The 12,356-nt window shown below is 40.5% G+C and carries 14 protein-coding genes and 1 riboswitch; of the genes, 3 read left to right on the forward strand and 11 right to left on the reverse strand.

What is annotated here, in order from left to right:
• Nucleotides 1–26: 26 nt before the first annotated feature.
• Both ATE34_RS04630 and ATE34_RS04635 read right to left on the reverse strand, forming a co-directional pair.
• Nucleotides 27–485, reverse strand: coding sequence for a DUF3021 domain-containing protein (locus ATE34_RS04630; RefSeq protein ID WP_084911202.1), 459 nt, complete (start codon nt 483–485; stop codon nt 27–29).
• Complete coding sequence (locus tag ATE34_RS04635) at nt 482–922, reverse strand: LytTR family DNA-binding domain-containing protein (RefSeq protein WP_061598912.1); 441 nt, start codon at nt 920–922, stop codon at nt 482–484. Before ATE34_RS04635 ends, ATE34_RS04630 begins: the two co-directional genes overlap by 4 nt.
• Nucleotides 923–1,129: 207 nt before the next feature.
• Here ATE34_RS04635 and mutL point away from each other — a divergent pair, with 207 nt between their 5' ends.
• Nucleotides 1,130–3,079, forward strand: a complete 1,950-nt coding sequence (gene mutL / locus ATE34_RS04645) for a DNA mismatch repair endonuclease MutL (protein ID WP_061598909.1) — start codon at nt 1,130–1,132, stop codon at nt 3,077–3,079.
• Between the two features lie 523 nt (nt 3,080–3,602).
• Here mutL and ribH read toward each other — a convergent pair.
• Genes ribH through ribD form a run of 4 tightly spaced genes read right to left on the reverse strand, consistent with a single transcriptional unit; the run spans nt 3,603 to nt 7,016 of the window.
• Nucleotides 3,603–4,070: a 6,7-dimethyl-8-ribityllumazine synthase gene (ribH, locus tag ATE34_RS04660; RefSeq protein ID WP_000860624.1), complete on the reverse strand. Its 468-nt coding sequence runs from the start codon at nt 4,068–4,070 to the stop codon at nt 3,603–3,605.
• Nucleotides 4,071–5,276, reverse strand: coding sequence for a bifunctional 3,4-dihydroxy-2-butanone-4-phosphate synthase/GTP cyclohydrolase II (locus tag ATE34_RS04665; protein ID WP_025169579.1), 1,206 nt, complete (start codon nt 5,274–5,276; stop codon nt 4,071–4,073). It lies immediately after the preceding gene.
• A gap of 19 nt (nt 5,277–5,295) precedes the next feature.
• Nucleotides 5,296–5,931, reverse strand: a complete 636-nt coding sequence (ribE, locus tag ATE34_RS04670) for a riboflavin synthase (protein ID WP_061588592.1) — start codon at nt 5,929–5,931, stop codon at nt 5,296–5,298.
• Nucleotides 5,916–7,016, reverse strand: a complete 1,101-nt coding sequence (ribD, locus tag ATE34_RS04675; RefSeq protein ID WP_045617813.1) for a bifunctional diaminohydroxyphosphoribosylaminopyrimidine deaminase/5-amino-6-(5-phosphoribosylamino)uracil reductase RibD — start codon at nt 7,014–7,016, stop codon at nt 5,916–5,918. The genes ribE and ribD overlap by 16 nt, the downstream gene beginning before the upstream one ends.
• A 133-nt stretch (nt 7,017–7,149) precedes the next feature.
• Nucleotides 7,150–7,264, reverse strand: a riboswitch (FMN riboswitch).
• A 156-nt stretch (nt 7,265–7,420) separates the two neighbouring features.
• Between ribD and ruvA the strand changes: the two genes are divergently transcribed.
• Both ruvA and ATE34_RS04685 read left to right on the forward strand, forming a co-directional pair.
• Complete coding sequence (gene ruvA / locus ATE34_RS04680) at nt 7,421–8,014, forward strand: Holliday junction branch migration protein RuvA (protein WP_061588593.1); 594 nt, start codon at nt 7,421–7,423, stop codon at nt 8,012–8,014.
• A gap of 9 nt (nt 8,015–8,023) precedes the next feature.
• Entirely contained in the window at nt 8,024–8,593 is a 570-nt protein-coding gene (locus ATE34_RS04685) for a DNA-3-methyladenine glycosylase I (RefSeq protein WP_061588594.1), read from the forward strand.
• Nucleotides 8,594–8,659: 66 nt separating this feature from the next.
• Here the strand turns inward: ATE34_RS04685 and ATE34_RS04690 are convergent, their stop codons facing one another.
• From ATE34_RS04690 to ATE34_RS04710, 5 genes are all read right to left on the reverse strand, one after another.
• Entirely contained in the window at nt 8,660–8,923 is a 264-nt protein-coding gene (locus ATE34_RS04690) for a SemiSWEET family transporter (RefSeq protein ID WP_000166112.1), read from the reverse strand.
• 105 nt (nt 8,924–9,028) lie between these two features.
• Complete coding sequence (locus tag ATE34_RS04695) at nt 9,029–10,063, reverse strand: S66 family peptidase (protein ID WP_061588595.1); 1,035 nt, start codon at nt 10,061–10,063, stop codon at nt 9,029–9,031.
• A 161-nt stretch (nt 10,064–10,224) separates the two neighbouring features.
• On the reverse strand, nt 10,225–10,572 hold the full coding sequence (locus ATE34_RS04700) for a TfoX/Sxy family protein (RefSeq protein ID WP_084911203.1): 348 nt from the start codon (nt 10,570–10,572) through the stop codon (nt 10,225–10,227).
• Between the two features lie 15 nt (nt 10,573–10,587).
• Complete coding sequence (locus tag ATE34_RS04705) at nt 10,588–11,265, reverse strand: DUF1129 domain-containing protein (RefSeq protein ID WP_000078002.1); 678 nt, start codon at nt 11,263–11,265, stop codon at nt 10,588–10,590.
• An 11-nt stretch (nt 11,266–11,276) separates the two neighbouring features.
• Nucleotides 11,277–12,221: a magnesium transporter CorA family protein gene (locus tag ATE34_RS04710; RefSeq protein ID WP_033585835.1), complete on the reverse strand. Its 945-nt coding sequence runs from the start codon at nt 12,219–12,221 to the stop codon at nt 11,277–11,279.
• Nucleotides 12,222–12,356 lie beyond the last annotated feature (135 nt).

The raw sequence follows: 12,356 nt of genomic DNA on the forward strand, positions 1-12,356 counted from the left end.
TGCATTTGTGAGTGGGTTTTTCTCTATTACTTTTTATGGGCCAAAAGTTGATTGATGTGGTCTACTTTTTTAGCTTCTCTTTTATAGAGGATAGTCCAGATGATAAGGTAGACAATCGCAAATTCTGGAATGAGCTGGAGATAGAAGGTCCAGTGGAAGGGGAACCAACCAGCCAGAGTTGCTAGTGGAACAAAGCCAGCCAGCATGAGGAAGAAATGGGAAAGTGTGGCACGGAGCAAGCTCCAGTCACGGCTGAATAAGCGGCTACCAAAGCTAAAGAGAACGCCGATAGCTGACCAGATAATCGTGCAGTAGAGCAAAACGAGGGCACCGTGAACCTGATGTTGCACCATCACTTGGCCGATGAGAGACTCGGGGCTCAGTGGGGCATAGGTATTTGGTGCATACATGAGTGAAAAGAGGATAGAGAGGATGAGGCCGATAAGAACACCAGCAGCAGCATCGTGAAAGATTTGTTTTTTCATAGTTCTAATTTCTCCTTGATGGTTTTTAGGTAACGCCGTGAAGAGTAGGTGAATCTTTCATTTTTTAGAAAGATTTCTACCAGACCGTTGGGGGTGAGCTTGAGATGAGAGATGGAGTTGATATTGACGATTTCAGATTGGGAAATTTGGATAAAAGTGGTCGGTAGAATTTCAAGAACTTGATAGAGTCGCAAATCAATGCTGTAGGTCTGACTCGACGTTTCTGCTAGAACCTTTCGATTCTCGATATAGAAGCGCTGAATCTTGCCAATTTCAACTAGATAGACCTGACCATCAATCTTTCCTTTGATTGTTTCTTTTTGGTCAAGATTTTCAGCAAATTCGATGACTTTTTGGACTTTTTTGGTTTCTTGAGGTGCTTGGACAATCAGTTTTTCCTCCTCGTAAAACTCGCTAATCTGTAGTTCTACTTTCATAAATTTCTCTCCTTACATTTCATACAAAATTGTGATCACTTCCTGTACACCTTTATTAAACACTATTTTACGACCCATGGCAAGGGACTTTGTCTATGTGGAGGGATTTGGAGTCTATGTGGCGCTTGATTTTTCGGTCCTATCTGAAATGTGGTATAATAGCACTAATCAATTTCTAGGAAAATAGATACAGAAAGGGGCTGAAAGATGTCTCATATTATTGAATTGCCAGAGGTGCTGGCAAACCAGATAGCGGCAGGAGAGGTTATCGAACGTCCTGCTAGTGTGGTCAAAGAGTTGGTAGAAAATGCCATTGACGCGGGTTCTAGCCAGATTATCATTGAGATCGAGGAAGCCGGTCTCAAGAAAATTCAAATCACCGATAATGGTCATGGAATTGCCCACGATGAGGTGGAATTGGCCTTGCGTCGCCATGCGACCAGTAAGATAAAAAATCAAGCAGATCTCTTTCGGATTCGGACGCTTGGTTTTCGTGGTGAAGCCCTGCCTTCTATCGCGTCTGTCAGTGTTTTGACTTTGTTGACGGCGGTGGATGGTGCGAGTCATGGGACCAAGCTCGTTGCGCGTGGGGGAGAAGTTGAGGAAGTCATCCCAGCGACTAGTCCTGTGGGGACTAAGGTTTGTGTAGAGGACCTCTTTTTCAACACACCTGCCCGCCTCAAGTATATGAAGAGCCAGCAAGCGGAGCTGTCTCATATCATTGATATTGTCAACCGTCTGGGATTGGCTCATCCTGAGATTTCTTTTAGTTTAATCAGTGATGGCAAGGAAATGACGCGGACAGCAGGGACTGGTCAACTACGCCAAGCCATCGCAGGGATTTACGGTTTGGCGAGTGCCAAGAAGATGATTGAAATTGAGAACTCTGACTTAGATTTCGAAATTACAGGTTTTGTGTCTCTGCCTGAGTTAACTCGAGCTAATCGCAACTATATCAGCCTCTTCATCAATGGCCGTTATATCAAGAACTTTCTACTAAATCGCGCTATTCTTGACGGTTACGGAAGCAAGCTCATGGTAGGGCGTTTTCCACTGGCTGTCATTCACATCCATATCGACCCCTATCTAGCTGATGTCAATGTTCATCCAACCAAGCAAGAAGTGCGGATTTCTAAGGAAAGAGAACTGATGGCACTTGTCTCAGAAGCCATCGCAAAGAGTCTTAAGGAACAAACCTTGATACCTGATGCCTTGGAAAATCTTGCCAAGTCGACCGTGCGCAATCGTCAAAAGGTAGAGCAGACCATTCTCCCACTCAAAGAAAATACGCTTTACTATGAAAAAACAGAACTCTCAAGACCTAGTCAAGCTGAGGTTGCTGATCATCAGGTTGAATTAACTGAGGAAGGGCAGGATTTAACCCTGTTTGCTAAGGAAACCTTGGACCAGTTGACTAAGCCAGTAAAACTGCATTTTGCAGAGAGAAAGCCTGCTAACTATGACCAATTAGACCATCCAGAGTTGGACCTTGCTAGTCTCGATAAGGCTTATGATAAGCTGGAGCGAGAAGAATCGTCAAGCTTTCCAGAATTGGAATTTTTCGGGCAAATGCACGGGACCTATCTCTTTGCCCAAGGTCGAGATGGGCTCTACATCATAGACCAGCACGCCGCTCAGGAACGGGTCAAATATGAGGAATATCGAGAAAGTATTGGGAATGTTGACCAGAGCCAGCAACAACTCCTAGTTCCCTATATCTTTGAATTTCCTGCGGATGATGCCCTGCGTCTCAGGGAAAGAATGCCTCTTTTGGAGGAAGTGGGCGTCTTTCTAGCAGAGTACGGAGAAAATCAATTCATCCTGCGTGAACATCCTATTTGGATGGCAGAGGAAGAAATCGAATCTGGTATCTATGAAATGTGTGACATGCTGCTCTTGACCAAGGAAGTTTCGATTAAGAAATACCGAGCAGAGCTAGCCATCATGATGTCCTGCAAGCGGTCAATCAAGGCCAACCATCGTATCGATGACCATTCAGCCAGACAGCTCCTCTATCAGCTCTCTCAATGTGATAACCCCTATAACTGTCCCCATGGACGTCCTGTTTTGGTGCATTTCACCAAGTCAGACATGGAAAAGATGTTCCGACGTATTCAGGAGAATCATACCAGCCTCCGAGAGTTGGGGAAATATTAATACTCTTCGAAAATCTCTTCAAACCACGTCAACGTCGCCTTGCCGTATATATATAGATAACTGACTTCGTCAGTTTTATCTACAACCTCAAAGCAGTGCTTTGAGCTGACTTCGTCAGTTCTATCTGCAACCTCAAAACAGTGTTTTGAGCAACCTGCGGCTAGTTTCCTAGTTTGCTCTTTGATTTTCATTGAGTATAAAAATACAAAAAAATCTGGGGGAAATTTTCAAAATCAGAAAAACGCATAAAATCAGGTATTCAAAAACCTTGATTCTATGCGTTTTATCATAGAAATATTTACTTTTTTCTTCCGAATACTCGTCAAAAATCTCTTTAAACCACGTCAGTTTTATCAGTAATCTCAAAATAGTGTTTTGAGCTAATTTTGTCAGTTTTGTCTGTAACATCGAAGCTGTGTTTTACCAATCTGCGACTGGCTTCCTAGTTTGCTCTATGATTTTTATAGGGTATTAAATTGCGATTTTGCCAAGTTTCTTTATTCACTTAAAAGTAGAGTCTGTTCTAAGCGTCTAACGTACGAATTAGGTTGACCATTTCAATAGCTCCTTGTGCACACTCAGAACCCTTATTTCCTGCTTTAGTACCAGCTCGCTCTATGGCTTGTTCAATTGTATCTGTCGTTAGCACACCAAACATAACTGGGATTTCGCTATTTAAACTGATTTGGGCGATTCCCTTAGATACCTCGCTACATACATAATCATAATGACTTGTACTACCTCTAATGACAGCTCCCAAGCAGATAATTGCATCATATTTGTTACTTTTTGCCATTTTTGATGCAATCAGTGGTATTTCAAAAGCTCCTGGAACCCAGGCTACCTCGATATCTTTCTCGTTTACATTCTCTCTTTTGAGATTATCTAGTGCTCCAGATAATAATTTTGAAGTTATAAATTCATTAAATCTCGCTACAACAATGCCTATTTTAATATTGTTCGCTACTAAATTACCTTCATAAGTCTTCATTTATTTTTCCTCCATATTTAAAATGTGCCCCATTCGATTTTTCTTTGTCTTTAAATAAAAACTGTCGTAAGGATTAGCTTCTATTTCGATTGGTATTCTACTGGAAATGGTAATTCCATATTTTTCTAACTGTTCAACCTTGTCAGGATTATTTGTCAGTAAATGCAGTGACTGTAGTCCCAGGTCTTTAATCATTTGTGCTCCAATGTGATATTCTCTTAAATCACCTTCAAATCCTAACGCAAGATTGGCATCAAGCGTATCCATTCCTTGATCTTGTAAATGATAGGCTTTTAATTTATTGATAAGTCCAATTCCTCGTCCCTCCTGTCGCAAGTAAAGTAAGACACCCGAACCATTCTCAGCAATCATTTTCATAGCTTTATCAAATTGCTGTCCACAATCGCACCGTAAAGAGCCTAAAACATCTCCTGTTAAACATTCAGAGTGGACCCGACATAATACATTGGTTCCATCCTCTATATTTCCCATAATAAGAGCAAGGTGATGTTCCCCATTTAGTTTATCTATATAGCTAATTGCTTTAAAATTACCGTATCTAGTAGGCATATTGACAGTTGAAACTCGTTCTACCAGCTGATCATATACTTTTCTATATTCTTGTAATTCTTTGATGGTAATTAATGGAATGTTGTGTTTCTTAGAGAACTGAATTAAATCATCTGTTCTCATCATTTTGCCATCATGATTCATTATTTCACAACATAGGCCACACTCTTTTAGTCCTGCTAATTTTAATAGATCAACAGTTGCTTCTGTGTGTCCATTTCTTTCTAGAACACCACCGTTTTTCGCAATTAAAGGAAACATGTGTCCTGGCCTGCGAAAATCAGAGGGTCTTATATCTTCGGAGACACACATACGTGCGGTCAATCCTCTTTCCTCGGCAGAAATACCTGTGGTCGTTTCCTTATAATCAATTGAAACTGTAAAAGCAGTCTTATGATTATCTGTATTGTTTTCAACCATAGGTGAAAGCATTAATTGATTAGCTAAACTTTCGCTCATAGGCATACAAATTAATCCTTTGGCATAAGTAGCCATGAAATTAACATTTTCTGTTGTAGCTGCTTGTGCGGAACAAATTAAGTCTCCTTCGTTTTCTCTATCCTTGTCGTCTATAACAAGAACAAGTCGTCCCTTCTGCAATGCTTCTAATGATTCTTGTATTTTTCGATATTCCATTGACTGATCATCCTTTCTGCTAAAATCCATTTTGGTATAATAGTTCCTTAGATATCTCTGACTTCGGAGAGTTATCCATTAGTTTTTGCACATATTTACCTAATATATCATTTTCAAGATTTACTGTACATCCGACTTGTTTACTCTTAAGAATAGTTTGTTCCAAAGTATGAGGGATAACAGATACTGAAAAGTTTAGTTTGGAGACTTTAGCGACAGTCAGACTAATGCCGTCAATTGTAATAGATCCTTTTTCAACTATTAAATCTAAAATTTCTTTTTGTGTGTTGATTTGATACCATACAGCATTATCATCTTTTTTTATTGACGAGATTTTTCCTGTACCATCAATGTGTCCTGTAACGACGTGACCTCCAAGTCGACTGTTGACAGATAAGGCTCTTTCTAGATTTACCTCACTTCCATGTTTTAATAGTGTAAGAGCTGTTCGGCTCCATGTTTCATTCATTACATCAACTGTAAAGGATTGATGATTGAAATGAGTAACTGTAAGACAGATACCATTTACTGCTATACTATCGCCTAAATGGATATCCGTTAATACTTTTGAGGCTTTAATTGATAGTTTGCAATTACGAGAGTCTTTCTGTATTCTTTCAACTTTTCCGATTTCTTCAATTATTCCTGTGAACATGGATAAATCACTTCACTTTCTATGAGATAGTCATCTCCTATTTGAGAAAAAGCATAAGGTTTCAAGCTAATAGCGTCATTTGGCAAAGAAATACCTTCACCTCCGACAGGAAACTTGGCATTGCCTCCAAAAATTTTTGGTGCAATATATATTTTCAGCTCATCAACAATTTGTTGTTCTAAAGCACTCCAATTCATTAGACTGCCCCCTTCCAGAAGTAGGCTATCAATCTGCATGTTTCCTAGATGTTGCATTAAACTTGATAAGTCTATATGATTGCCTTTTTTCTTTATGGAAAGTATTTCACAGCCATGATTTTGATATAGCTTCATTTTATTTTTGTCTTCAGAGGAAGTGGCAATGTAAGTTTTAATATCATTTGCTGTTTTTACGATTTTAGAGGTAAGAGGAGTTCGTAAATGTGTATCGCATATGATACGGATAGGATTTTTCCCTTCCTCCAATCTACATGTCAGCAAAGGATCGTCTTGAATAACAGTATTGACTCCCACCATAATCGCACTAACATGGTGTCGTAACTGATGTACATGCTTTCTTGCCTCTTCTCCAGTAATCCATTTGGATTGATTTGTTTTAGTGGCTATTTTTCCATCCATTGTCATTGCATATTTCATAAAAACATAGGGTACATGCTGGGTAATATACTTTCTAAAACTTTTTATTAAGTTAAGACACTCATTTTCTAAAACTCCAACAGTAACTTGAAGATTATTTTCCTCAAGTATCTTTACTCCTTTTCCAGATACAATAGGGTTACAGTCTAGGCTTCCAATGACTACTCTTGTAATACCACTATCGATTATAGCGTCTATACAAGGAGGTGTTTTCCCGAAGTGACAACAGGGTTCAAGTGTTACATAAAGCGTCGCTCCGACAGGGGATTCTCTACAGTTTTTTAGAGCATTTCTCTCAGCATGTGGGCCACCAAAAAACTCATGATAACCTTGTCCGATAATGTGATTATCTTTTACAATAACTGCGCCAACCATAGGATTGGGATTGACGTAACCAGCTCCTTTTTGTGCCAATTTTATTGCTAATTTCATATATTTTGAGTCGCTCATCTCACTACCTCCAAAAAAAAATACCTTGAATAGGGGACTATTCAAGGCATACAAAAGAAAACTTATGCGATTAACAAAAATGCTCTGAAATGACAAGTAATCATTTCAGAGCACGCAAAAAGCACAAATATACTTTTATCTTCTTTCATCCAGACTATACTGTCGGCTTTGGAATTTCACCAAATCATGCCTTTCGGCTCGTGGGCTATACCACCGGTAGGGAATTGCACCCTGCCCTGAAGATAGTTATTCAATTACAAATGATTATAGTACTTAATTTTCAATATGTCAATAGATAAGCATAAATTATTTTTGATATACTGTATTTGTGATAGTCGATTCTCACTCCTCGGATAAAGAAAATATGATATACTAGATAAACGAAATAAGAGAAAAGGAAAACTATGTACGAATATTTAAAAGGAATCATTACCAAAATTACTGCTAAATACATTGTTCTTGAAACCAACGGTATCGGTTATATCCTGCATGTAGCCAATCCCTATGCTTACTCGGGACAGGTCAATCAAGAAGCTCAAATTTATGTGCATCAGGTTGTGCGTGAGGACGCCCATCTACTTTATGGATTTCGCTCAGAAGATGAGAAAAAACTCTTTCTCAGTCTGATTTCGGTATCTGGGATTGGGCCTGTGTCAGCTCTTGCTATTATCGCTGCTGATGACAATGCTGGCTTGGTTCAAGCCATCGAAAGCAAGAACATCACCTACTTGACCAAGTTTCCTAAAATTGGCAAGAAAACAGCCCAGCAGATGGTGCTGGACTTGGAAGGCAAGGTAGTTGTGGCTAGTGATGACCTTCCTGCTAAGGTGGCAGTGCAAGCAAGTGCTGAAAACCAAGAACTGGAAGAAGCTATGGAAGCTATGTTGGCGCTGGGCTACAAGGCAACCGAGCTCAAGAAAATCAAGAAATTCTTTGAAGGAACGACAGATACAGCTGAGAACTATATCAAGTCGGCCCTTAAAATGTTGGTCAAATAGGAGCAGATCATGACAAAACGTTGTTCGTGGGTCAAGATGACCAATCCGCTCTACATCGCCTATCATGATGAAGAGTGGGGACAGCCCCTTCATGATGACCACGCCCTTTTTGAGTTGCTTTGTTTGGAGACCTATCAGGCTGGTCTGTCTTGGGAAACGGTGCTAAACAAGCGCCAAGCTTTCAGAGAAGCATTTTACAACTACCAAGTCCAAGGTGTTGCAGAGATGACGGATGCCGAGTTGGAGACCTTGTTAGACAATCCAACCATCATTCGAAATAGAGCCAAGATTTTTGCTACGCGTGCCAATGCTCAAGCATTTTTACAAGTCCAGAAAACCTATGGCTCTTTTGATGCCTATCTCTGGTCTTTTGTTGATGGACAAACCATCATCAATGATGTCCCTGACTATCGCCTAGCACCTGCTAAAACAGCCCTGTCTGAAAAGTTATCTCAAGATCTCAAAAAACGAGGCTTCAAGTTTACAGGTCCCGTCGCTGTTTTGTCTTTTCTACAGGCGGCAGGTCTGATAGATGATCATGAGAATGATTGTGAGTGGAAGAGCGGTGCAGGCGTTTAACTATCTGAGAATATAGAAAAAAACTGAGAAATTCATCTCAGCTTTTTGATTATATGCTAGTAATTTTTATAGTGCAGTAAGAAATGTCAGTCCACCTAAGACAACGCCGGCTGAGTTTGGAATAATTAGTATCCAATCCTTCTTAGGTTCTTTTGTCCATCCGTAAATAACCCAAATTAAACAAGATACTGCTGCGGATAAAGGCTGGAATGGTTGAGCTTTGTTGCCTTGTAAATTGGCAAAAATTTGTGGGATGTAGGCGATAAATACAATAATCCCGATAAAGGCCCCGATTGAACCGACAATTTGATTTATTTTTTGTTTAGTCATATATACCTCCTTCAAAAAGATATCATAGAAATAAGCAAAATGCAATAAATTCAGACACAAATTGTAACGAAAATCAATACCAAAGCACAAAAATGGAGAAATTGTTTATTTTTTGTTATAGTCAAAGCGAATGACTTGATCCTGTGCATCCACATAAGCGTGAACGCCAAAGGGCACAATGGCTCTTGGAGTTGCGTGGCCGACATTCAGATTATAGACAATCGGGATATTGCTGTCAATAATGTTCATTAGCGCCTCTTTATAGTCGTTATAGAAGGTTTCATCCATAGGTTTCCCGACCAAGAGTCCACTGACGACCTCAAATATCCCAGTTTCTTTCAAAGCCTGCAACATTTTTTTGAAATCATCAGGTTCAGGTTTTTCTTCACTTGTCTCTAACAAGAGGATCTTTCCTTTCCAGTCGGATAAGTCAGGGAAGAGTTTGTACTTTTGGCAGAGAACTGTGCTGTCTGCGTATCGAGAGTTATCAAAGATATCATAGAGAGACTCGATGCAACCACCGAGGATTTCTCCCTCGAACTGGGCATTTCCTTGCAACAAGTCAAAACCTGTATTTACCTGACTGATACGAGCTGTTCCCAGAGCCTTGGGACTAAAATCAGTCCGTTCCTCATACCAAACGTCGCTAGGGCGGATTTCTGAGATTCTTCCTGTCTTGATCAGTTCTTTAAAGTAGTGAAAGCTATAGGGCAACATCTCCTTGTCCAATTCACAAATGTCTGCTAGAAAGGATTGTCCATAAAAAGTCTTGATTCCTAGTTTATGCAACATGAGGTGGTTCATAGTGGTATCCGAGAAGCCAAGAAAAATCTTTGGTTTGATAACCTTTTGAAGCTGGTCGTTTTCAAAAAGATAAGGTAGCAAGCGATAGGTATCATCCCCACCGATGGCGCAGAGGATCATGTCGATGCTATCATCAGAAAATGCCTGCATCAAATCCTCTGCACGCGCCTCAGGATGGTCCTTGATAAAGTCTAAACCTTTTAACGAATGGGGCAAAAAGATAGGATTGAGTCCCAAATCCTTGAGACGTTGGACACCCAAATCGACTTCGTGTTTGACAAAATCCTCTCCGATAACACCACTAGACAAGCTCACGATACCAATAGTAGAAACCATATCTCATCCTCCTAGAAATTGATTGTGCCTATTTTATCATAAAAGATGAGAGAAAACTACAAGAATGAGACTCAGAAGTTCTATTGAATCTCAAGAAAGCAAGTGAAAAAGCAACCGCCTTAGCAGTTGCTTTTCGTTTTTCTAATCTAACCAGATATGAGTTACTTGGTTAACTCTTGATTATAGGAGAGGGCTAAATCAATCCAGTAAGGAAGTTCTTTTTGATCTTCGATATCTAGGTCTATATAGCCATGATAAGGTCGCCCTCTCATCAATGTAGTATGAGCTCCTGTTCGGGGTAGGACTTGCTTTTCCATTTCTTTGCCAATTCTCACCATAACCAGCTCGTTCTTTCTGGAACTGACTGTAAGAACCATTTTCCCACGAATCATAAAGGCCAGGCCACCAAACAGTTTCTTTTCTTCTAGCTCTTCTTCGAAAATTTGGGGAGGAAGTTTGAGTGCTAGAATTTTTCGAATCTGCTGAGCTAAAGATTGACTATGTGCCATAGCTTTTCACTATTCTTAATAACGTGATGGACCTGCGCTCGCACTTCGGATATTGAAACGTTTCTTGAGGTAGAAGCGAAGAGCGAGAAGGGCAGCCCCCAGGATAGCCAAAGGCAATGGAGCAAGGACTGGATTGAGGTTGGCTGGTAGGAAGCTTGTTGCAAAGAAGACAACCAACCAAAGGACCATAGAAGCCAGAATGACGAGGATTGATTTCCAGAATGGAGGGCGCTGGCTACGATCTGTGTCTGGTCCATAGTACTGGTAGACAAAGTAGTACATCAAGTAGAAGGCAAGTCCTCCTACAAGTCCAACCAACAAGAGGGTAATCACCCCATAGCCAATAGCCTGATCTGTAGAGAAGAAGGTAGTTAGAGCGCTAATCAATGCAAAGAGGCTGGTGATGAAAAGGGCTGAGTCCATAATCATGAGTTTTGGATCGTCATTTTCTTTTGGATGCTCTTTTTCGTATTGCTCCTTGACAGTGAAACTATGAGCCCAGTGGGTTGGGGCCCCGTAGAGGGAACGAGCTGTCGTTCCTTTGGCTTGCTCTTCAAGGATTTGGGGAATGACTTCCTCAAAGACAGCCTTGATTTCAGCGTCTGTCTTACCATCTTTGATAAATTGTTGGGTAGCGATGTGGATAAACTCTTGGTTTTTCTTGGTTAGTTTTTGTAAATCAATCTGAGACATAGGGATTCCTCTTAGAACCATTTTTTATGGATGAGATAGAGAGTGAGCGAGACACTCATAGCAAAGGCGATAAAGACGATTAACCAGAAGGCATGTGGCTCACCGTTCAAAGGGATTTCATTATCCTTAAAGTTCATCCCATAGGCAGAGAAGATCATAGTTGGGATAGACATGACGATGGTCACGAGAGCCAGGGTCTTCATGATGTTGTTCTGGTTGTTGGAAATGATAGAGGCAAAGGTCTCTGTCATAGAGTGAAGGACGTTTCCATAGATATCTGCCATCTCGATGGCCTGTTGGGTTTCAATCAGGGTGTCTTCGAGCAGGTCCTCGTCTTCTAGGTATTTCTTGATATTGCTGGTTGCACTGGTCAATTTCTTAATCACACGCTCGTTCGTCTTAAGTGAGGCCTTGAAATAGACGATGGTCTTTTCCAATTCCATGAGCTCGATTAGCTCTTCGTTTCGAGTGGACTTGTGAAGTTGACTTTCGATTTGTTCACTCTTACGGTCAATCGAACGAAGGGCAGTCAGGTAAAGCTCAGCATTGCGATAAAGGAGTTGAAAGATAAAGCGTGACCGCATGAAAGTGTAGAAGTTACGCAGTTTGCGGTTGATGAAGACATCGAGAACAGGGAGGGATTCCAAACAGGTAGTGATAATGGTTTCCTCGGTGATGATAATTCCTAGCGGAATCGTAACGTAGTAGGTACGATTGTTTCTCTCCTCTGTGATGGGGACGTCCACGATGATCAAAGTATACTCGTCTTCGATGGTAATACGGGACATTTCTTCCGCATCGAGTGGTGCTCGAAGGTCGGCAATATCAATGTCAAAGGCATTAGCAATTTCCAATGATTCATTTTGTGTAGGATTGACGAGGTTGATCCAAGTACCCGGTTCAAGCGTGTCGATCTCTTTAAATTCAGTTGTTGTTGAGAGAAAAACTTGTTTCATATCCCCTATCCTTTCCTACTATTCAGTGATTCATTTTTTGCACCGTACTATTATACTATAAAAACAGCTTTTTGGGTAATAGAATTTCACATTTTTTGGTATAATGGAAAGCAATAATGGACTAGAAAGAACAAA

The sequence above is a fragment of the Streptococcus oralis subsp. tigurinus genome (genome assembly GCF_002093545.1).
Lineage (GTDB): Bacteria > Bacillota > Bacilli > Lactobacillales > Streptococcaceae > Streptococcus > Streptococcus oralis_C.